Origin of the sequence: Turicibacter sp. HGF1, from assembly GCF_000191865.1 — a bacterium.
Taxonomy (GTDB): domain Bacteria; phylum Bacillota_I; class Bacilli_A; order MOL361; family Turicibacteraceae; genus Turicibacter; species Turicibacter sanguinis.
On record NZ_AEXQ01000134.1, the window covers coordinates 1 to 21,729 of the forward strand.

The 21,729-nt window shown below is 30.1% G+C and carries 17 protein-coding genes and 5 pseudogenes; 5 read left to right on the plus strand and 17 right to left on the minus strand.

What is annotated here, in order from left to right:
- Positions 1-54: 54 nt before the first annotated feature.
- From galE to HMPREF9402_RS13050, 4 genes and pseudogenes are all read right to left on the minus strand, one after another.
- Positions 55-1,068 (minus strand): UDP-glucose 4-epimerase GalE, encoded by a 1,014-nt coding sequence (galE, locus tag HMPREF9402_RS13035; protein ID WP_009607619.1) that lies wholly within the window; start codon positions 1,066-1,068, stop codon positions 55-57.
- A 34-nt stretch (positions 1,069-1,102) separates the two neighbouring features.
- Positions 1,103-1,960 (minus strand): annotated as a pseudogene (gene galU, locus HMPREF9402_RS13040) (UTP--glucose-1-phosphate uridylyltransferase GalU).
- A 27-nt stretch (positions 1,961-1,987) separates the two neighbouring features.
- Positions 1,988-3,520 (minus strand): oligosaccharide flippase family protein, encoded by a 1,533-nt coding sequence (locus tag HMPREF9402_RS13045; RefSeq protein ID WP_009607613.1) that lies wholly within the window; start codon positions 3,518-3,520, stop codon positions 1,988-1,990.
- A 2-nt stretch (positions 3,521-3,522) separates the two neighbouring features.
- Positions 3,523-3,708, minus strand: a complete 186-nt coding sequence (locus HMPREF9402_RS13050; RefSeq protein ID WP_009607618.1) for a hypothetical protein — start codon at positions 3,706-3,708, stop codon at positions 3,523-3,525.
- A gap of 698 nt (positions 3,709-4,406) precedes the next feature.
- Between HMPREF9402_RS13050 and HMPREF9402_RS14035 the strand changes: the two genes are divergently transcribed.
- From HMPREF9402_RS14035 to HMPREF9402_RS14805, 3 genes and pseudogenes are all read left to right on the plus strand, one after another.
- Positions 4,407-4,721: a DUF6444 domain-containing protein gene (locus HMPREF9402_RS14035; protein WP_009607616.1), complete on the plus strand. Its 315-nt coding sequence runs from the start codon at positions 4,407-4,409 to the stop codon at positions 4,719-4,721.
- Between the two features lie 2 nt (positions 4,722-4,723).
- On the plus strand, positions 4,724-5,089 hold the full coding sequence (locus HMPREF9402_RS14040) for an IS66 family transposase zinc-finger binding domain-containing protein (protein WP_009607609.1): 366 nt from the start codon (positions 4,724-4,726) through the stop codon (positions 5,087-5,089).
- Between the two features lie 9 nt (positions 5,090-5,098).
- Positions 5,099-5,758: pseudogene (locus HMPREF9402_RS14805) on the plus strand (IS66 family transposase).
- A gap of 225 nt (positions 5,759-5,983) precedes the next feature.
- Here HMPREF9402_RS14805 and HMPREF9402_RS13060 read toward each other — a convergent pair.
- From HMPREF9402_RS13060 to HMPREF9402_RS13070, 3 genes are all read right to left on the minus strand, one after another.
- Complete coding sequence (locus HMPREF9402_RS13060; protein WP_009607633.1) at positions 5,984-7,012, minus strand: polysaccharide pyruvyl transferase family protein; 1,029 nt, start codon at positions 7,010-7,012, stop codon at positions 5,984-5,986.
- 91 nt (positions 7,013-7,103) lie between these two features.
- Positions 7,104-8,135: a glycosyltransferase gene (locus HMPREF9402_RS13065; RefSeq protein ID WP_009607629.1), complete on the minus strand. Its 1,032-nt coding sequence runs from the start codon at positions 8,133-8,135 to the stop codon at positions 7,104-7,106.
- Positions 8,136-8,272: 137 nt separating this feature from the next.
- A complete protein-coding gene (locus tag HMPREF9402_RS13070; protein ID WP_009607626.1) occupies positions 8,273-9,262 on the minus strand; it encodes a glycosyltransferase family 2 protein in 990 nt (329 codons plus the stop codon).
- Between the two features lie 150 nt (positions 9,263-9,412).
- Between HMPREF9402_RS13070 and HMPREF9402_RS13080 the strand changes: the two are divergent.
- Positions 9,413-10,545 (plus strand): annotated as a pseudogene (locus tag HMPREF9402_RS13080) (IS3 family transposase).
- A gap of 116 nt (positions 10,546-10,661) precedes the next feature.
- Here HMPREF9402_RS13080 and HMPREF9402_RS14810 read toward each other — a convergent pair.
- Genes HMPREF9402_RS14810 through HMPREF9402_RS13105 form a run of 5 tightly spaced genes read right to left on the minus strand, consistent with a single transcriptional unit; the run spans position 10,662 to position 15,802 of the window.
- The gene (locus HMPREF9402_RS14810) at positions 10,662-11,363 is read right to left on the minus strand and encodes an acyltransferase (RefSeq protein WP_009607614.1); all 702 of its coding nucleotides are present in this window, start codon (positions 11,361-11,363) and stop codon (positions 10,662-10,664) included.
- A 3-nt stretch (positions 11,364-11,366) separates the two neighbouring features.
- Complete coding sequence (locus HMPREF9402_RS13090; RefSeq protein ID WP_009607612.1) at positions 11,367-12,626, minus strand: hypothetical protein; 1,260 nt, start codon at positions 12,624-12,626, stop codon at positions 11,367-11,369.
- Between the two features lie 4 nt (positions 12,627-12,630).
- Complete coding sequence (locus tag HMPREF9402_RS13095) at positions 12,631-13,665, minus strand: glycosyltransferase family 2 protein (RefSeq protein WP_009607630.1); 1,035 nt, start codon at positions 13,663-13,665, stop codon at positions 12,631-12,633.
- 22 nt (positions 13,666-13,687) lie between these two features.
- Entirely contained in the window at positions 13,688-14,572 is an 885-nt protein-coding gene (locus HMPREF9402_RS13100; RefSeq protein ID WP_083809719.1) for a capsular polysaccharide synthesis protein, read from the minus strand.
- Positions 14,573-14,593: 21 nt separating this feature from the next.
- Complete coding sequence (locus HMPREF9402_RS13105) at positions 14,594-15,802, minus strand: glycosyltransferase family 4 protein (RefSeq protein ID WP_009607622.1); 1,209 nt, start codon at positions 15,800-15,802, stop codon at positions 14,594-14,596.
- A 142-nt stretch (positions 15,803-15,944) separates the two neighbouring features.
- On the opposite strand from HMPREF9402_RS13105, the pseudogene HMPREF9402_RS14290 reads away from it, so the two are divergent.
- A pseudogene (locus tag HMPREF9402_RS14290) lies at positions 15,945-16,966 on the plus strand (IS630 family transposase).
- 59 nt (positions 16,967-17,025) lie between these two features.
- Here HMPREF9402_RS14290 and HMPREF9402_RS13115 read toward each other — a convergent pair.
- From HMPREF9402_RS13115 to HMPREF9402_RS13135, 5 genes and pseudogenes are all read right to left on the minus strand, one after another.
- Positions 17,026-18,159, minus strand: coding sequence for a glycosyltransferase family 4 protein (locus HMPREF9402_RS13115; protein ID WP_009607620.1), 1,134 nt, complete (start codon positions 18,157-18,159; stop codon positions 17,026-17,028).
- A 248-nt stretch (positions 18,160-18,407) separates the two neighbouring features.
- A pseudogene (locus tag HMPREF9402_RS14400) lies at positions 18,408-19,157 on the minus strand (nucleotide sugar dehydrogenase); the annotation flags it as partial.
- Between the two features lie 11 nt (positions 19,158-19,168).
- Entirely contained in the window at positions 19,169-19,834 is a 666-nt protein-coding gene (locus HMPREF9402_RS13125; RefSeq protein WP_009607615.1) for a sugar transferase, read from the minus strand.
- 252 nt (positions 19,835-20,086) lie between these two features.
- Complete coding sequence (locus tag HMPREF9402_RS13130) at positions 20,087-20,794, minus strand: CpsD/CapB family tyrosine-protein kinase (protein ID WP_139058204.1); 708 nt, start codon at positions 20,792-20,794, stop codon at positions 20,087-20,089.
- A gap of 13 nt (positions 20,795-20,807) precedes the next feature.
- Positions 20,808-21,503: a YveK family protein gene (locus HMPREF9402_RS13135; protein WP_009607627.1), complete on the minus strand. Its 696-nt coding sequence runs from the start codon at positions 21,501-21,503 to the stop codon at positions 20,808-20,810.
- Positions 21,504-21,729 lie beyond the last annotated feature (226 nt).

Below are 21,729 nucleotides of genomic sequence, written 5' to 3' on the forward strand. Positions count from 1 at the left end.
TCTATTCTTCATTAAAATACCTCAACGCTAATTTTAGGTTGAGGTATTTTGCACCTAGTTATAAATTAAAATTGTTTCACGGATTTCATCCCAACGGAATGCATCACGGATTCCATCTTCAATTGAGTATTGTGCTTCCCAATCAATTAATTTTTTCGCACGCTCACAGCTTGCAAAGGCACCTGCAACGTCACCTGGGCGAGCTTCTGTTTCAGCTTTGTTCACATGGCGACCTAAAACACCTTCAAAGATTGAAACTAATTCTTTAACCGTTACCCCATTACCCGTTCCAATGTTGATCACTAAATAAGATTCATCTGGTGTATCAGATTTTGCGAAGGCTTGATCAAAGTTTTCAACCGCTTTAACGTGTGCCATTGCTAAATCCCAAACGTGAATGTAGTCACGGATTCCTGATCCGTCACGTGTTGGCCAATCCACACCTGTAATATTAAATAGCGCCTCATCACTTGATGCTGCTTCTAATAATTTAGCTAACACGTGTGATGGGAATTGAACGTGAGCTCCTGAACGTAATTTTGGATCCGCTCCGATTGGATTGAAATAGCGTAAGGCAATTCCGTGCATTCCATACGCACGACAGAAATCTTCTAATACCATTTCCATCATATATTTTGTACGAGCATATGGGCTAGATGGTTTTAAAGGCGCTGCCTCTGTTACTTTAAATCCTTCTACCACATCATAAACTGAAGCTGATGATGAGAAGATAACATTTTTGCATCCAAACTCATTTAAATTTTTAAATAAATCTAATGATTTTGCCACATTTTCCATGTAGTATCCATAAGGATTTTCTACTGAGTCTGGAACAACGATTAACGCTGCAAAATGGATGCAGTGTTTAATCTCTGGATGATCTTTAAAAATTTGCGCCAAAACATCACGATCCGCAATGTCTCCCTGATAAAAGATTTTTCCTTCTGTATATTCTTTTCGTCCTGTTACTAAAGAATCTAAAATAACAGGTGTATGTCCATGATCTTCAAGTGCAGAAACAACCGTACGTCCGATATATCCTGCTCCGCCAGTTACTAATACTTTCATATACTCATACTCCCTTTTATTTTCAAATATCCTATTAATATCTAATTTGCTTTAAATACTCTTCTACCTGTTCCCTTAAGTCTTCACGGCTTAAAGCGAAGTCGATTGTTGCTTTGATGAATCCGAATTTATCTCCAACATCGTAACGATTTCCTTCGAAGTCGTAAGCATAAACCGCTTGGCAATCCATTAAACGGTCAATTGCATCTGTTAACTGGATTTCTCCACCTGCTCCCGCTGTTTGCGTTTCTAACATTTCGAAGATTTCAGGCGTTAAAACATAGCGTCCCATCACGGCTAAGTTTGAAGGCGCATGAACTTGCGCTGGCTTTTAAACCATTCCGCTTAGCTTCACTAAGCGACCATCTGGTTGATGTGATTTTGAAGGTTTCATGATTCCGTATTTTGATACATCCTCATCTGCAACGGTTTGAACTCCCATGATGGAGCAGCCATTTTTTTGGTAGGCAGCAATCAGTTGTCCTGTTGCTGGGTTTTCTTCGTTTACGACGATATCGTCTCCTAGAAGAACGGCAAAGGGTTCATCACCGATAAACGTTTTAGCACATAAAATGGCGTGTCCTAAACCTTTGGCTTCTTTTTGACGAATGTAGTGAATTTGGGCCATATTTGAAATGTTTTGAACCATTTCTAACATGTCAGTTTTTCCTTTTTTAGCTAATGTATCTTCAAGTTCATATGATTTATCAAAATGATCTTCAATGGAGCGTTTAGTCGAACTTGTGACGATTAAAATTTCTTCAATTCCTGAAGCAATTGCCTCTTCAATAATGTACTGAATGGTTGGCTTATCAACAATCGGTAACATTTCTTTTGGTTGTGATTTTGTTGCAGGTAAGAAACGTGTTCCAAATCCGGCAGCAGGAATCACGGCTTTACGTACTGGTTTTCACATAATTTACTTCTGATAATTTTTATGAATTTTTTTAATTTTAATAATTTTATTAAAGGATTGTCTAATCATATTTTTCTCTAGTTCATTAAATCCAATTAACCATAAGGATCCAAAATAAGTAATACTGAATACAATACCAAAAATAAAGATTTCAAAGTAATTAGTTGGTTGAACTAATCTAACATAGATACTTCCTACTATGAAAACAATAATAGATGTAGGAAGTATCTTTAAAATCTGTTTCCAATAAAATTTCATATCTAACTTTAAACTATATGTATAATATATATTATTTAAAATAGCATTAATTGTCATCCCAACAGATGTAGCAACTGCACATCCAATCATGCCGTAAGGCTTAACAAGAATCAATGTCAATATTAAGTTAAATATAGCTACAGAAAGATAAATATAGGCTTTAATTTTATGTTTATTCATGGCTTCTAATAAGGTAGCAAATAAAGCTTGAATAATAGAAAAAAGTTGCGGTCCCATTACTAAAAGTGCTATAAAATATGATTGTCTATAGTCTGGTCCTGCCCATCGAATAATAAAAGCTTTTCCAATTAAAATAAATCCTAATAAAATAAAACTTGCTATAAAATATTGAATTCTTGAAATTTTAACTAATATATTCATTAATTCTGTTTTATCAGTAGTATTAACTGTTAGCTTCGTTAACTTTGGTAAAAACATACTATTTATAACATTTGAGAACGAAGTAAAATATCCATTTAATTGACTACCAATTGAATAAATACTAATTGCACTTGCACTCACAAACATTCCTAAAATAAATTGATCAGTACTCCAATATATTTTATAGGCTATGGCTGATAAGAATATAAAGAACGAGAAATTAAAGATTTCTTTTAACAAATTTTTATCAAAATTATTAAACTTAAATTTTATATTTAAATACTTAAAACAGAATATAATATTAATTATTCCTATAAATAGATTAAAAAATGTAGAACCAATTAGCATTCCAATTGCTTTATACCCTGAAACTAGAATTATTATCATGATTAAAGGATTTAAAATAGTTCTAATTAGCGTAATAATCTTAGTAAAAACAAATTTTTCATGTGCAACAATAATTCCATTAAATATATTTAAGGGGAAAGCACAAACTAAATTTATTATCGCTATAGTAAACATTACTTTTATACGTGAAATTTCTTGAATACTTAATCCTTGTGCAAACCACGTATCAAAGTTCTGGTACATAATAAAACCAATGATACCTCCAACGATAGCAATTACTAAATATAAAGAAAAAAACATTCCATTTAAGTTCTGACAACTCTCTTCATCATCTTCCACCATATATTTAGCATTATATCTTATGACCGCATTTCCAAATCCCATATCAAGTAAATATACATAAGAAATAATGGTATTGGTTAATGAAAATAATCCATATTCACTTTGACCTAAAGAAACAAGCATAAAAGGAGTATATAATAGGGAAATAAGATTCCCTATTATCAAAGTAACATAGGAAATAAATGTAGCTATTTTTAAATTGTTCATCATTACATCCCTAATCTTTCGCGAATGGTATTAAAGTACTTTTTATCAAAATCAACATTTCCATGAGAAGGAGTTGAAAGATAATATATTTTTTTAGTATTTTTATCATCTGAAAACTTAGTGCTATTTCTACTTCCTATTAAATAAATAATTTTATTCTTCAACTGATTTTTTAATTTTTTTATCATATTATCTCTCCTACATATAAACTATTTTCAACTAAATTTCTATCCAACTTTAACTAATATCAAACTGTAAATTCTATCTGCATAATTAACCGAAAAACTTACCATATTAAATATTATTAATCAGTATATAGTTGAAAGGTTTAAAAAGAAAGTTTTTTTATAAAATTTTGCATACCTAATTTATACAAAATTATAAATTTCAACAATATTTAGAAATTAATTTAATGTAAGTTTTTGGCTTACCCTTCGAAGTGGTTCTTGATAATAAGGTCACATTGATAATTAATATGGTTTTGCCCTTATACAATGAATTATAAGTATTGATAGGGAAGATTTATCAGAATAAAGAGTCTAATTTATTTTATAGGTATCACCATCTTAGAGGAGTTTTTCAGACAGTGATACCTATAAAAGTTGTTCTCTCCCCACCTTTCATCCCACAATAAAAAATCCCAATATTTTAAATTCGATTTATACCATTCATTATAACCAAATGAAATTATGAACATTTATGCTTCTTAAACTTTATTCAGATGATATTTCATAAAAAAAATGTAACTGTTCAGCCACCAGGTAAACATAATCCGTTTCTTGTTGGTTTTGTTAATGATATGTATTTCTAGTAAACCACTTATTCTACTGTGAAATTTAAGATATAATATCTTTACTATTCCAAATTTAGTAGGAGGTGTCATCTTATGTCAGAATCGGAAATCATTAAAATTTATAATGAAGGAATTCAATCTGTTGTTAATTTAGCTCAAGGACTTTCAACTCAAATCTCGTGTTTATCTCAAACGATTGAGAAACAAAATGAAACCATCGCGGATCAAAATAAAACCATTTCTGATTTAGATGCACGTCTTAAAAAACTTGAAAAACAAATGAATAAGACAAGTAAAAACAGTAGTCTCCCACCTTCAATGGATGGGTTCAAAAAAACAAAGAGTTTACGTGAACCTTCAAAGAAGAAACCCGGAGGACAAGTGGGACATAAGGGCACTACACTTTAAAAATGACCTTGCATCCTGATTACATCGAAAAACATAATCCAGAAACTTGCCAAGAATGTGGCTATCAGTTAGATGGGATTCAAGCACACCAAATCATTCGTCGTCAGGTTTTCGATTTACCTACCTTAAAACTTCAAGTGGCGGAGCATCAAGTACACGTTAAGATTTGTCCTAACTGCCAGTGTGAAAATGAAGGACAATTTCCAAGACATATCACACAACCGACACAATATGGTTCCCATTTAACAGGTGTCTTAGCTTATTTAAATCATTATCAATTTGTTCCTTATGATCGACTTAAACAACTAACGAAAGATATTTTCGGAGCCAAAATCAGTTCCGGAACTTTGGTTAATATGACCAAATGATTCTATGAGCTGTTAGAAACCACCGAAGCTTCAATTAAAGAAAATCTTTTGGCCTCACCTTTTCTTCATTTAGATGAAACGGGTTGTTATGTCAATGGGGCTAGGCATTGGCTTCATGTCACGTCTAATCAGCGATATACTCACTATTTTGTTCATGAAAAACGTGGGTCTATAGCGATTTAAGCGAATGAAATTCTACCTTATTTTAAAGGAACAGCGATTCATGACCATTGGACGACTTATTTTAAATACGATGACTGTAACCATGCTTTATGTAACGTTCATCATTTACGAGAATTTAAAGGAATCTTAGATTTTGAAAATCAACCGTGGATAAAGAAAATGAGTAATTTAATACTTGAAGCTAAAACCTATTCTGAAGAGACTGAATATCCGTTGCCGATGGCTAAGATTGAAGCATTTGAGAAAGAATACGTAGAAATCATTCAAGAAGGCTATCTAATGAATCCTTTAAAACCTCATGAAAAGAACACCGATTCAATCAGATTACTGAATCGTTTATCAAAGTGACAAGAAGAAGTTCTCGAATTTTTATATCAATTGAAAGTTCCATTTGATAATAATTTAGCTGAGCGGGATAGGGTCCCCATCCTTTCTGAAAGAAAGGTATCTACCTTTGCTGGGCAGATAATGACTAAAACGAAATAGAAAGTATCTGGATGTTTTAGAACAGAAGAAGGTGCTAATTACTTCGCCCAAATCAGAAGATTTTTTTCAACTTTTCAAAAACAAGGATTAAACATTATTGAAAGTATTCAAACCATTTTAAGGGGAAATAAAATTCAATTTTCATAATATCAATTAGGGATACTTAGATAATCAGGTATTCCCTTTTAAGATACCTTCTAGCACTGGGCTGAATAGTTACAAAATTTATTTATTTTTTCCATATATAACACCCTCATAATAATTTCTAATTTCTTGTTCCATTAAATAAAACTGCTTATCTATACAATCTCTTTTATAAAATAATTCATTACATTTATAAAATTTATCTAATAAATCTTTTGACAAATCTTCAGGTTTAATACAAATAACATTATTTTGATTCGAAACCCAAGAATACACTCCGGATACTTTTTTACTTAAATTATCAAATGCAATACATGGTGTTTTTGTAATAATGGAAAATATCATTCCATGAAGTCTGTCTGTAACAATTAATTTTTTCTTAGCCATTAAGTCCCATAAATTTTTCACTTCTTGTTTTCTATTGATAATAGAAATATCGCAATTTATAACTGTGTCAAACTTTTCAATATCGATATTCTGTTGAGTAGCGTATTCCTCTACTATTCTTTCAATATTATCAGTATTATTTCGTTCTTTATCTTTCCTAATACAAATTCCTATCCCTTCGCGATTATATATATTATCGTATTGATTTATTAACGCAATATCCGGATAAAAAACTACCTTACAATTATTTAACATCATTGTTTTTAGTAAATTGAAACTATTCTTATCTCTAGCAATAAATAATACATTTAAAAAATTATTAAATTTTTTTCTATATTCTTCATAATAATTATCATATTTACTTAAATAACATGTTTGAGGCATTACTATTTTTGTGTTATTTGAAAATATTTTAATAACGTTATCCATTACAAATTCATGTCTAGGCCATAAATCCCCCATGAATCCACCACCTTGTAAAAATAATATATCATGTGTATTAATGAATAAACTGAATAATTTTAATTTTTTTGGTCCACAAATATCTTCTGGTATCTCGATTAATTTAAACTCTTTAAAATACTCATTTATAAAAGTTTCCTCACCTAAAGCTATACCATGATCACCTAAATTTCCATGAACTGGCGTATTAAAAAGAACGATTTTTTTCTTTGGTATCATCAAATTGAATATAATTTTAATTATATTTAAGTAATCTTTCATTTAATTTTCTCCTTTTTACTCAGTTGTATTCATATGAAAAGTATTTTTATATTTGACGAATTGTCATTTAAAAAATAATTAGTTATTTCTGTTACTTTAATATATCTATCATTTTTTTTATCATAATTCCATTTTTATTGTCATTTATCAATAAATAATATGTTGCATATAAATAACTCTTAATCACATTTTTCTTTGATAGATATTTTCTATAATTTATAATATTCTTTCGTGTCAATTTGTTCATATTAACTGCAAAGGTAGAGTTAGAATCCTTTGAAATATATTCATCAATTTGCGTAAAATCATTTGCATTATATTCAATTTGCATAACACTAGAATATATCATCCCAATATATTCGCTATAAAAGCCTTTATATTTCGTAAACAAGCATTCACAAAGGTTTTCCATTTCTTTTAATTTAGATACATTTTTTGTACCCATTATTGAATCTCCTCTAATTAAATAATTGTACAAATAATCAATAATAATATCGACTTTAACACAATAAGTTAAATACATTAAGTTAAAGCAAATATCTTCTGCAAATACTTCTTTATTCTTTTCAAAAAATATTTTATTTATTTTTATAATTTCTGTTTTATATATTTTATTCCATACTTCAAATCCAACTTTATTTTGAATATAATCTGCTATGAATATAAGTTTTTTTTCATGAAAAAAATTAATCATTTTTTTATCTTCAAGACATGACCGATAAATAACATTGCATAATTCATCAATTCTGTTATGGTTAAATATTAGTAAATCAGGTTGTTCATTTGATACACGATCAACTATTTTTTTTATAGAGTCTAAGTCAATAGAATCGTCACTATCTACAAACCAACAATACTGTCCACTTGCTACATTAATGCCTGAATTTCTTGCATCAGATAAACCTCCGTTTTTTTCTCTTTCGACAAAAACAACATTACTATAATCTTTACTTATTTTATATGCGATTTCCATCGAAGAATCTAAAGTACAATCATTAACAATAATTAATTCGACTCTACTATTATTTTTAATTTGTGGAAGAATGCTTTTCAAGCATAATTCAATATATTTTTCTACACCATATACCGGCAGAATAATGCTTAAAATAATATTTTTTCTCACCTAATATCCCTCCTTTTTTTCACGATTTTTTATATAGTGATATAAAATTGAGCAATATTTTTTACATTTAATATATATTTTAATTAATATATTAAAAAGTTTTATCCAATTATCACTTCAAACTATCACACTTCTTATTACTTTTTATAAACTACTTTATTCTTTATTGCTTTTAAAGGCATAAAAATATTCAACATTATCAAAATCACTAAAATTTTATCTTTTACTTTTACTTTGTTTGATTTTAAATACACTATCCATGTTTTATTTAAATTTGATTTGTATTTTCTATAATCATCAATATATTTCAAATATACATTTTTGTCAGATATAATTGATTGGATCATACGGTATGAATATCTAGCACGAAAAATATCTAGCGGTTGTGACAATTCATAATACTTTTTTGAAAAATAATTATAAACCTGGTTAATATGATTAATAACCACACTTTTTTTATCGGTATATAAAGATTTTGAGATACTGTTACAATTATTACGATAATAGTAATACGGCGTGCCTATATGTACAATTAATTTTGCTTTCTCGATTAAATATGGAATTGTTACAATGTCTTCATTAATCTCACTAACTGGAAACGTTATATCTGCAAACAATTTTCTATTATAAATTTTATCCCATGTAGCTTCTTCAATACATCCGCCCGAAAACAATTCACTTAACGCCTCTACGGGTCCGAATTGTTTTGCACTTGTCAAACAAAATTCTGGTATTGATGAATCTTCTTGATAAATATATCTACCACAAACGACAATATCAGCTTGATTTTTAATCATTTCTTCCATCATTTTTAAATACATATTTGTATCAATAAAATCATCGCTATCCACGAAACAAATATATTCCCCTGTTGCATGGGATATACCTTGATTTCTTGCATCGGATAATCCGCCGTTTCGCTTATGAATTACTTTAATTCTACTGTCCTTTTTTGCCCAATCATCACAAATCCGAGGACATTTATCAGGTGATCCATCATCAACAAGAATTATTTCTAAGTTTTTATATGTTTGATTTACAATGCTCTCTAAACAACGTTCTAAATAATTTTCAACATTGTATATAGGGACAATAACACTTAATAAATGATTAGCATTTTTCTTCATAGTAACACCCTATTCCTTTCTATTAAATTAAAAACTAAACTACAAATTTTCTTAATATTTAAACTTATTCAAAAATTTGGTGCTAGTATAGTTTTATGGACACGCTTAAGTTAAGTCGTTACAATAGACTTAATAAAAGGATGTGTCGATATGAAAAAATATAATTCTGAATTTAAATCAATGATTGTTGAACTTTATAAAACTGGACGTGCTATCAAAGACCTTAGTTGTGAATATGGTGTATCAGAAGTAACCATTTATAAATGGATTAAGCAGATGTCCCCTATTGCCTCATTTGATGATACCGAAATTACTCTTGAGGAAATTAAGCGTATGAAGCAAGAAATTTTACGTTTACAAGAAGAGAATGAAATCTAAAAAAAGGCTATGTATTCGCCAGAAAGTGACTCAGTCTGAATTATGCCAGTTTATCAATCAACATCGCCAAGAACATGATACTAAGCAACTTTGTAAAGTTTTGAATGTACCAAGAAGTACCTATTACCAATCAAAGCATCAAAGTAACTCTAAGTGGAGACATGAGAATCAACGACTACTTGAACATATTAAGGAAATTTATTTTGAAAGTAAGCGTCGATATGGTGCTATTAAGGTACACCGTCAGATGATTAAAGAAAGATTGTCTGTTAGCTTAAAGCGTGTCCAACGATTAATGAAATTAACTGGCTCAGCTTCTATTATTCAAAAGAAATATACACCTTATAAACAACCTAAAGAGCTTGTTTTAGAACGTAATAACATTCTAGAATAGGACTTTTCGACGACTTCAATTAACCAAAAATGGGTCTTAGATATCACTTATATTCACGTTCAAGAAGAAGGTTGGTACTACTTAGCTTCAGTGATGGATTTACATTCAAAAAAAAATTATTGGTTATCACTTTTCTAAACAAATGACAACAGATATTGTTATTCAAGTTTTAAGAAATGCTTATGTTGCCCAAAAGCCTAAAGATGAGATTATTCTTCATACTGATTTAGGCTCACAGTATACAAGCAAAGAGTTTAAGGACTTAACATCAAATCTTAACATAATCCAGTCTTTTAGTCGCAAGGGGTGTCCTTACGATAATGCTTGTATTGAGTCTTTCCATGGCACTCTAAAGAAAGAAGAAGTGTATCAAACAACCTACATTACTTTTGAACAAGCCAGACTCTCTCTATTTCAATACATAGATGGTTGGTACAATCGCAAGCGAATGCATAGATCACTTAATTACTTCCCCCCCCCCCCCGAAGAATGCGAACACATCGCACGATAAGCCGCTTAAAAACTTAACTTTTTTGTGTCCAAAATATTGACCTAGATTCAATTGAATATTCTTATACTTTGTATAGTTATAAAACATAAATCTATGTAATTTATTAAAATTATAGGTTATTTTATCGATTTTAACAAAGCTTCTTTGTTATCAAAAATTTTTTTGTTATTCCTTAAACTTGAGCAAGACATATTATAATTACCCAATAAATACATCATACACTCAAAAGTGTCACAAAGTGTATATGGATTATCTTCAAACAACATAAAAAATTCATGTAATTCTTTATCGCTTGGTTCTTTATTATATCTATCTCTGTACAAAGTTATCAATTCTGTCACTTCTTCTAATTGGGCTTTTTTTCTCTTTTTATAGTATTCTTCTAATGTCATTATTATTCTGCATGGATTACCCGCCACTACAACATTATCTGGAATATTCCTATTCACTAAACTATTAGCACCAATTATTACATTATTGCCGATATTTGTTCCTTTTAAAATAGTTGTATTAACTCCTATAAAAACATTATTTCCAATTTTAACTCTTCCAGAAGATCCCAAAACATCCCCATAGACTCCTTTTATTACAGACCAATCATAGCCGTGAGTTAAAATAGTTACACCTTCTGTAATTTGAACATTCTCACCTATTTCTAATAACCACGGCCTTGTTAAATCAATTAATGTTCTTGTAGGAGAAAATATAGTTGTTCCATCACCTATTTTTGCACCTAGTTTTTTCATATATTCAACATAGCTTTTAGAGTCATACTTTTCTCTATAAATAATTTTTTTCAAAAAATTTTTTATAATCATATTTTACCTTCTCTCTGTTATATTTTTAGACAAACAATATGGAATAGCTAAAATAAAATATAACATATATCCCGACTCTAATCTCATGGATATATTATAGAAAATATTCAAAATCCCTACCAGACAACACAATAAACAAATTTGCTTATAAAATTTCAAATGCCTATTATTTGTACTCATAAGATTCTGTACTCCGATAATGATAAAAAATCCAAATAAAAAACAAAGACCTACTAATCCATTCTCTAAGTACATAAAAGTTGTTGACATCCATGCATAATGAATCCATTCAAAATGCAGATAAAATGGTGTCATTAAAAAATCTATGCCGGATGCATAATCACAATTACCTAATCCTAATCCCGTTAGTTGTAAAAATGGTGTATATAAGAAACTATCATTAATCGTTCCTATAAAAGACAATCGATTTAAATCACCAGATGAAGTATACCCTTTATTACTCGATGCATATTCAAATAAACCAGAAATAGTCAAGTCTATATCAGGAAATACTTGTAAAAATACTTTATATCCTATACTTAAGGCAATAAATGAACAAATAATTACACATATTTTCTTTAAAGAAAACTTTGTAACTAAAATTCCAAAAAGCAAAATTATTAAAAACTCAATATAGAAAAATTTTAGTTCTGCCATTGCAGCTAGAACAAGCATTATCACTATATTAAAAACTGTATTTATTATTCCTTGTTTTTTCTCTAAGTATGAAACAAAATATATTGATAACATTATACAAAAAAATAAATTTACATACGCATTACAACCTTGTGTAACTCCAAATATACCACCTAAATGGTCTTGTTTATATCCAAGAAGCAAAAATTGAAATAACATAAAAATTGTATTAATATGGAATATTATATTTAGATATTTAAAAGCTTTGTTAATATCATTTTCATCAAAATAGTATACTACTCCAAAGAAAAATACAAACCCACGAAAGTTATTTCTAAATCCCCATAAATAATATAATGGAGATTGAAATTTCAACACATAGTTTAATACTGTAAATAGAAAAAATAATAGTACAAAATTTATGATTATTTTAGTTTTTGAATCAACAATTCTTTTTTTCTTAGTGACCATGGTTAATAAAAGAAAAAACCATATAATATCAAATGCGTATTTAATGAAACTAGGTATTTTCAAAAATTGATTTAAAAAAGGAATAATAAATGGACAAAAAAACAATAACCAAACAAACATTTTATTCTGGGATATCTTTTTTAACTTTAACTTCATATTATTATTTCCTTTTTAAATAGACTAATAAATATACAATTAATGTAATTTTGTACTTTATAGAACGAATAATAGTTTTTCTTTGGAGTGTTTCTTTAGAATAATTCATTGAAGTTATCATTTTATGCAAAAAATCATTATTAACAATCTTTTTAAACTCTCTTATTTTTTTATAAAATGAATCATTTGAATTTACAATTAGTTTTAACGCTCCAATTACGCTTCCAATAAATTGAGAATCTAAACATAATTTTACAGAATTAGGATAAATGGATTTATCATAAATATCTACCATCCCTTGATAACAATAACAAATTTTTTCAAATCTTTCCGGATTAAACGAATGGCTCAAAGAACATTCATTAAAGCAATAATTATAAAATGCTTTTTTTACAATAGAAACACTTTTTACATATTGATGTAGAACAAATAAAGAATAAAAATCTTCTGAAATAAATTCTCTTTCTGAAACATATCTCCAGTTGTTTTCGTTAATTAATTTCATTTTATATAATCTTCCAGAACTACTCATATTAAAATCTAGTTTTTTTCCTGAAACAGGATCATAGCTAAGCATATTAGGTACAATAAAATTTTTGATTTCATCGCCTTTGAAATATTCTTTATCTGTATTCGGGATAATTGTTTGGTAGATATTTTTATCCTGATCAACTAGGTTCATTCCAAATATCACTATGTCAGAATCGTATTTAATAGCACTTCTTAGTGCTAATTCTATTGTGTTTCTTTCTACATAGTCATCACTATCAAAAAAACATATGTATTCTCCTGTTGCATTATCGATACCTGAATTTCTTGCCATTCCAAGTCCGGCGTTTGTCTTGTGAATTACTTTAATTCTACTATCCTTCTTTGCCCAATCATCACAAATCCGAGGACATTTATCAGGTGATCCATCATCAACAAGAATTATTTCTAAGTTTTTATATGTTTGATTTACAATGCTCTCTAAACAACGTTCTAAATAATTTTCAACATTGTATATAGGGACAACGATTGTTACTAATTGACTACCCACTTTTAAATTACCTCCTTGCGTTTTATGTTGTAATATGTTTATAAAAAGTATCTTCTTTATCAATTGAATTATCTAACTTATACGTTAACTTATGTATACATGTTAATTTTTTTATCCATTGCATTTTATCTTCTGAATATTCATCTCCTAATACTTTTATCAAATATTCACTATAATCACTATTCATGTAAGGCATTTTTTTATAATCTTCGTCACTAATTAAAGAAGTAATAATTAAATTAGGGAGTAAGTATTCAATAACATGTTTTTCGTTTTTCCAATATGCAAATGCTACATTCCTAATTTCTCTAATTATTTTTGAATTTTTATTTGCGTGTAAAAACCACGCAGGAAACAAAACGGGATTAGATAGTAAACCTAAAGAATTTTGAAATGCAAAAAAATCACAATTTATAATTTCTTCAGGAATATAGTCAGTAAGATAGATAGTTGCATCAATCCATGTTCCTCCATAATGTTCTAATAAAGCAAATCTCATTAAATCTGTATATCCAGCTATCGGAATAGAACCATTATTTCTTTTTTCTTCTATATACGAAGGTAACTGAATATAATCTTTAAGATTCTTTTCAGTTAGTAATACTACTTTATCACCATGATACTTAATTAAAGATTCATAACACTTTTTTATAATTATCGGTGCAGTTTCAATGCCTCCATCCCAATATACCCATATCGGATTATCGAATTGCACAGTTGAATATATAATATTACTTGGATTATCATCTTTATAACATATATATTTTTTAATTTTTCTCAATGTTTTTTTTTGCCATAAAATTTTATTAAACTCATAATCATTTATATAGTGAAATGGATTTTTTATGAAACAAGCTCTTTTTATTCCGTTCTTTACGCCATATCTTTTAAAAAAAACCTCGAGAATTTATGTTTTGATAATATTCGTTTAACATTTAAAATCCCCCCTGTATATTTTGATTAGTTTTTTATAATATGTTTCTGATGTTTCGCAGTGAGAAAGTTTACAATTTTCGACATATGAATCATATTCTTCATCATCTAACATGATTTTTTTAATTTTTTGCACAAGTTCCTGTACATTTCCAGGTTCAAACAGTTCGCCTGTTTTTCCATCTTCTATTAATTCAGGTATTCCACCTATTTTTGCACCGATAACCGGGGTGCCTAACGCAATAGATTCAATTACTGAAAACGGACAATTTTCATACATCTCCGACGGGCAAACACTTACTGCAGCTTCTGCAATTATTTTATACAATTCTTCACCAGTTTTAAAACCTAGGTACTCTATATTTGAGATATTTTTCATTTTTTCTATCGAAGGACCATATCCGATAAAAACAAACTTATACTCCGGCAAGAGCTTTGCTGCTTCGATAAGCGTATCGGTTCCTTTATCTTTTGACAAATGCCCAAACTCAAGTATATATCCTTTCTTTTCAATATTTTTAAACGGAACTATATCTTTAAAATTATGCATTTCAATTGTTTTGTCTTTAAATCTTTCTTGTGTATCTAGTTTTTCTTTTAAAAAGTTACTGCAACAAATATAATTGTCTACATAATTATATGCTTTGCTGTATTTCCAAAAATATCCATCCATTGTTCCTAATAAACTTTTAAGTTTAGAATTTTTAAGGCATTTTGTATTATAACAATGAATATATCTACCATCTAAGCATTTTTCACACGGTTTTAAATCAATATCAAACATACCATGAGACGGACAAACAAGTTGATAATCATGAGCTGTATATATTATTCTGCATTTAGATTTATTCTTTTTTTTCCATTTAGCTATTTCTAAGATTATCGAAGGAGTTAAATGATATTGAATATTATTTAAATGAATAACATCCGGTCTAAAATCATTTAATACGCCTCTTATTTTTTTTCTTGCCTCAAAGTTATAAATAATTCTAAAAGGCGCTTTTAAATTTTTCATGATTCCTTTTGAAAAATCCATATCAGATACTAGCAACTGTTTTCTATTTCCTACAGTATTTTTTTTGTTCTCTAAACCAAAATATTGAACTTCATGACCATTTTCTTTTAACATTTTTCCTACTGCTAAAACATAAGTTTCCGCTCCACCTTTTGGATATAAAAATTTATTAACTAATAAAACTCTCATTAAAATAATCCTTTCTTATATATGTATAAACAGAAAAGTAATTCATAGTTTTTAGTCTCAATTATTATCGTCACAATTTATCGAATTTCATGTTAATATTAAAGTAATTAGAACGATACTTTGAAACGGAATTTAGACACCTATGAAGACTAAAGAATTACACTTAATTGAAACAGCTATGCGTGAAGCACCATCTAAACAACTTTATACTCGTTATCACGTGATTTATCTTCATTTAAAAGGATATAAAAACGTTAAAATAGCGAAAATCCTTCCTTTGACTGCTCAAACCATTGGAAAGCATATCAAAACATGGAGATTGATGGACTCACTCTACGAGCTAAATCCGAATGTCCAAAGAAACTCTCTTTTCTACAGGAATTATTATTAACGTATACCCTTATAAATAAAACACCTTCAGATGTGGGACTAGACCCTTACATGACTTGGGATTGTAAACTTCTTTGTATTTGGGTAAAAAAAGAGTTTAATATCACCTTCACTAAGGGTGGCATGCGTGATATGTTACTACGCCTAGGTTTTAGCTACACAAGACCTACCTATTCATTAGCTAGAGCGAGTAAAGAAAAACAAGCAGTTTTTAAAGAAGAATTTGAAGGATTAAAAAAATTTAATTGCGGGAATGTTTGTCATCTACTCTTTCAAGATGAATGTTCAATTAGAGACTATCAATCCTTGTTAAGCACTTGGTTTCCAAAAGGAAAACAACGTTTTATTCCTACGTATGGTAACAATAAAAGTGTTAAATTAATCGGTGTTTTAAACTACGAAACAGGACGCGTATATGTTCAGGAAGAAGAGCATTATACGGCAGATATTTTCTTAGATTTTCTGGGTAATGTATTAAAAGAATATCCCAATGGAAAGATTGTTTTGGTTTTAGATAATGCACGAATTCATCACGCTAAAATCATACAACCTTTTTTAGACGAACATAAAAACAGATTACAATTAGTCTTTTAACCGCCTTACAGTCCTGAATTCAATTTAATTGAAGGGTTATGGAAATGGTTAAAACAATCCGTTATTAATAATGTCTTTTATAAAAATATTAACGAGATTAGAGTGGCTGTTCAAAACTTTATAAACTACATCAATGAAAAGCCTTTTGACGTAATCCAAAGACTATGTCTGAAAATGTGAAAAACATATCTGTATATATATATTTATATATTGTAAATATCTAAGATACTCTATGGATATTAATTGTATAAATGCATTGTTTGCTTAACAACATCATCCCAATTATATTCTTCACAAATATAATTAGAAGCTTCAGTCTTATACTTATCTACTACATCGCTGTTATAGCATAGATACTGTAGTTTTTCTCTTAAATCATTAATGGCTGATTTTTTGAAAGTTACTGCTTTATCCTTTACTACTTGAGCACATTCATCTATATCACTTGTTAAACAACAATTACCATAACTCATGGCTTCAAGCAGTGATAAAGGCATACCTTCAAGATCACTTGGTAATGTATATATATAAGCATTAGAATATAGTTCTTCTAATATTTGTCCTTGTACAAAGCCAGTAAAGATAATTCTTGGATCGTTTTTTACTAGTTCCTTAATTTCAGTAAAGAAAGAATCAGTATCAGATGCTCCGCCTGCAATTACTAGTTTCTTATCTGTTTTTACTTCTTTAAATGCTGTAATTAAATATCTTAATCCCTTTTCCGGAACTAAACGTCCAAGATAAAGGATGTAGTCATCTTTATTTAAATTAAATTTATCAATAATTAATTGTGGTTCTCTTACTTCAGGTTTATTAACTCCATTTGGAATAAAAACTGTTTCCCTTCCATATGTATCTTTGAAATAATCTTGTATATTCTTAGAAAGAACAATTATTTCATCCGCATATTTTACTGCTACCTTTTCTCCAAACTTAATATACTTTGAAGCAAAGCCACCTTTCCATTTTTCACGTTGCCAATCTATTCCATGAACAGTTGCAATACAACGTTTATCAAATAACTTTGGTAACCACAACATGGCACATGGTCCTTCGGCATGAAAATGAACAATATCATATTTACCAAATGCACAATAGATTGCCGCAAAGAATGAAGACGTCATTGCTGCTAAACCTTTTTTATCAATTGTTGGCACTGTTTTTATTTGTACACCTTGGTAACTATCTTTGATGTTTGTATCAAACTCTTTACCCGATACATGGTGTCCACGTCTGTTATAGCAAGTCACTTCATGGCCTAGTTTCACCATACGAGTCGTTAGTTCTGTTACAACTACTTCAATACCACCACTTCGATCAAGATTCTTTTGACCAAGTACTGCTATTCTTAATTTGTTCTTATTTGATGGCATTTAACATTCTCCTTCCTTATACGATTAAAAACCTGTTTTCTTCACAGGCTTAACCATCATCCCCCTATCTGTTATTTTTGCTTATTTGTTTTGGGTAAATAATAAGCATATTCAGTAAGTCTAAAGCCTTGATAAGTCTTTTTTCACTCTTAACAAACTAAACAATAACAGTTTTGGGAAGTTGGTTAAGCAGCGAAAAGCCCTATTTTAAGGCGATTTCTTCTGGTTGACCAAATTATATCTTTATTACCATATCCAAATGAAGGATTGTTGTATTGTGTTCCAATGCGTCGATCAAGTCCAACACCTTCAATAATCTGCTTCGTATTAAGCCCACGTACCTCTGCATAAGTATCTAACTCATTGAAATAAGCCACACGTAATGCTAAATAAGTATTCGAGAATAACTTCACAGCTCCCCCTTCAGTATAATTTGTAAATAAAACCGGAATATCTTCTTTAATCGCACCTTGAACTAAAAGTTCAGCAAACTTTTCAGCACACTCAGATTGTTCTCCCACGATAATACGTGATGGATGTTAATTGTCGTATAGTGATTTCCCTTCACTTAAAAACTCAGGTGGGAAAATAATGTTATCTGTTTCAAACATCGCTTTTACCTTTTCCGTATAGCCAACTGGTACCGTCGATTTAATGACCATTGTTGCTTCTGGGTTAATTGATAACACATTCGCAATGACCGCTTCAACACTTCGCGTATTAAAGTAATTTAATTCTGGATCATAGTTAGTTGGTGTTGAAATAATGACATACTCAGCATCTTTATAAGCTAAATAGCTATCAGTAGTGGCCATTAAATTTAAGTCTTTAGTTGCTAAATACTCTTCAATCTCTTTATCCACAATCGAAGAGATTTTTTGATTAATCAGATCTACTTTTTCTTGAATGATATCTAAGGCTATTACTTCGTTATGTTGAGCAAGTAAAACGGCATTAGATAATCCAACATATCCTGTTCCTGCAACCGTAATTTTCATCTCTTTTCCCCCTAACTCGCTGTTTCATCACCCAGCAACGCTGGGATTGTCATTAAAATCAGTTTAATATCTAACCACAAATTTCGTGTTTTAATATACTGAATATCAAGTTCTACCCAATCATCAAAACCAATATGATTACGCCCACTGACTTGCCAAATACATGTAATGCCTGGCTTTACAAGTAATCGTTGCATTTGATGCTGATTATAAAGTTGAACTTCGCGAGGAATCGCTGGACGTGGCCCCACAATACTCATCTCACCTTTTAAGACATTAATAAGTTGTGGCAATTCATCTAAACTTGTTTTGCGAATAAATTTTCCAACTCGTGTAATACGTGGGTCATCCTTCATCTTAAATGCTGGGCCTGTTTGCTCATTCAAATGCATCAACTCCTGAAGTCGTTCCTCTGCATCCACATACATACTTCGAAACTTATACATTCTAAATGTCTTCGGATACTGTCCATTTCGCTCCTGTGCAAACATAATGGGTCCCTTTGGATCCTCAAGCTTAATAAGTACTGCGACAAGCAACAAAATCGGTGATGTTAAAATTAATCCAATGATAGATCCTAAGATATCTATCAGACGCTTGGTTACTAAATAAAACTTGGTATCATTTACAATTTCTTCTCGTTGTTTAGCCAAATAATTCTGACTAGCCAATTCCATAACTTTACCACCTTCTCTTTCCCATACAAAAAGGGACCTTAATTTACCATTTAGTAAAGTTAAGATCCCTTTTTGACGCATTTAAAAACAGACAGAACTTATGATTGTAATAAGTCTATCAATTTAACATCATTCAATTAACTCTACCCTAATTTATATATGAAATCAGCATTACCTCTTAATGGCTGACTCTGTTTTGTATACAGTCTTAATCATTCTAAAACGAGTGATTAAAACCTCTTCTCTTTTTCCCTATTTACGACGGCGACGTTTTTTAGGCGTCTCCTCCTGTTGATAATATTCATAATATTGATAACCGTAGTACCCCTTCTTACTAATCGGCATCATTGTCATCACAACGCCCACAATATGAGCATTAACCTGCTCCAACAATTGCTTCGCATGTTTGGCTCCGTCAATTTGTGTTTTATGTGACGCGACAGCTAAAATCGTCCCATCTACCATTCCAGCTATAATCGCTCCATCCGTTACCACCCCCACTGGTGGCGTATCAATTAAAATCACATCAAAATGTTGGGTTAACATCTCAAGCAACTGTTTCATCGCATTAGATTCCATTAACTCCGAAGGATTCGGTGGAATGGGACCTGACGTCAACACTTTAATGTTACTTCCGGTGATTTGTAAAACATCCTCAAGTTTTTCTTGCCCTATTAAAACATTTGTAAGTCCGACCGCATTTGAAATTTTAAACACTTTATGAACGCGTGGCTTTCTTAAATCCCCATCAATAATAAGCGTACGTTTCCCACTTTGAGCAAACGTCTCAGCAACGTTACATAATGTCGTCGTTTTCCCTTCACCCGGTCCAGAACTTGTAATTGAAATCGTCTTTAAATCCCCATCCACATTTGAAAACTGTAAATTAGTACGAAGTGTCCGATACGCCTCAGATATCGGTGACTTCGGTTGTGTTAATGTGATAACGTCTAAACTCATCCTCATGTCCCCCTTACTTCATCTTTTTGCTTAATTCTAAATCTGGAATAGCTCCGATAATCGGTAATCCTAGATGACGTTCAATATCCGTCGGTGTTTTATACGTACGATCTAAAAACTCTAAAACGAAGACTAATCCAACACTGACCATCATCCCAAGAACACCCGCAATCGCGATATTCATCATTTTATTCGGTGAGACTGGATTGACAGGAATTTCTGCTGTATCAATCGTTGATACATTATCAACCTTCATCATACTTTTTACTTCTTTTTTAAATACATCCGCCACTGTATTCGCAATATTAGCGGCTAACTGAGGATTCTCATTTTTTACTTTAATTTGAATGACTTCGGTATCACCCACACCAGAGACACTCAACATATCCTGAACTTGTGATGGAGTTAAATCTAAATCTAACTTTTTAATCACATCTTCAGCAATTCCACGACTTTTTACAATTTGACTATACGTATTAACAAGTTTCTGACTCATCTGCATATCACTATACGTCATCGTCGTCTCCTGGTTTTGCTTATAATTGACTAACATTGTCGTTGATGCCTCATAATTTGGAACCAACACAAAAAAGCTAATAATTCCTGAGGCAATAACAGCAATAACCGTTATGCTAAAAATCATTAACCAACGTTTTTTGAGCATGCTAAAAATCTCTCGTAAATCGATTTCGTACTCGTTATTCTCCATGTTCAACTCCCTTTCCCAATAACCGCTATTTTTTTGTTCCCTTTACAAAAAAATGGTTCCCTGTTACATAATCGATTTCATTATAGCATAAGTTTTTACAAAAAAAACTTTTTTTTATTTTTTTTACAATAAATTTGTATAAAAACTCAACATCATCCTAATTTTTTCTATTTTTGACTACTCAAAAGTTATATGAGTTATTTTTTAAAAATATACCCAAAAAAGG

What these genes read in the sequence shown, in the direction of transcription:
- HMPREF9402_RS14035 (WP_009607616.1), top strand. Translation starts at nt 4,407, where the DNA reads ATGTCAGAATCGGAAATCATTAAAATTTATAATGAAGGAATTCAATCT.
- HMPREF9402_RS13125 (WP_009607615.1), bottom strand. Translation starts at nt 19,834, where the DNA reads ATGGAATTGGCTAGTCAGAATTATTTGGCTAAACAACGAGAAGAAATT.
- HMPREF9402_RS14040 (WP_009607609.1), top strand. Translation starts at nt 4,724, where the DNA reads ATGACCTTGCATCCTGATTACATCGAAAAACATAATCCAGAAACTTGC.
- HMPREF9402_RS13090 (WP_009607612.1), bottom strand. Translation starts at nt 12,626, where the DNA reads ATGAAGTTAAAGTTAAAAAAGATATCCCAGAATAAAATGTTTGTTTGG.
- HMPREF9402_RS13130 (WP_139058204.1), bottom strand. Translation starts at nt 20,794, where the DNA reads ATGAGTTTAGACGTTATCACATTAACACAACCGAAGTCACCGATATCT.
- HMPREF9402_RS13105 (WP_009607622.1), bottom strand. Translation starts at nt 15,802, where the DNA reads ATGAGAGTTTTATTAGTTAATAAATTTTTATATCCAAAAGGTGGAGCG.
- HMPREF9402_RS13070 (WP_009607626.1), bottom strand. Translation starts at nt 9,262, where the DNA reads ATGAAGAAAAATGCTAATCATTTATTAAGTGTTATTGTCCCTATATAC.
- HMPREF9402_RS13060 (WP_009607633.1), bottom strand. Translation starts at nt 7,012, where the DNA reads ATGAAAGATTACTTAAATATAATTAAAATTATATTCAATTTGATGATA.
- HMPREF9402_RS13135 (WP_009607627.1), bottom strand. Translation starts at nt 21,503, where the DNA reads ATGGAGAATAACGAGTACGAAATCGATTTACGAGAGATTTTTAGCATG.
- HMPREF9402_RS13050 (WP_009607618.1), bottom strand. Translation starts at nt 3,708, where the DNA reads ATGATAAAAAAATTAAAAAATCAGTTGAAGAATAAAATTATTTATTTA.
- HMPREF9402_RS14810 (WP_009607614.1), bottom strand. Translation starts at nt 11,363, where the DNA reads ATGATTATAAAAAATTTTTTGAAAAAAATTATTTATAGAGAAAAGTAT.
- galE (WP_009607619.1), bottom strand. Translation starts at nt 1,068, where the DNA reads ATGAAAGTATTAGTAACTGGCGGAGCAGGATATATCGGACGTACGGTT.
- HMPREF9402_RS13045 (WP_009607613.1), bottom strand. Translation starts at nt 3,520, where the DNA reads ATGAACAATTTAAAAATAGCTACATTTATTTCCTATGTTACTTTGATA.
- HMPREF9402_RS13115 (WP_009607620.1), bottom strand. Translation starts at nt 18,159, where the DNA reads ATGCCATCAAATAAGAACAAATTAAGAATAGCAGTACTTGGTCAAAAG.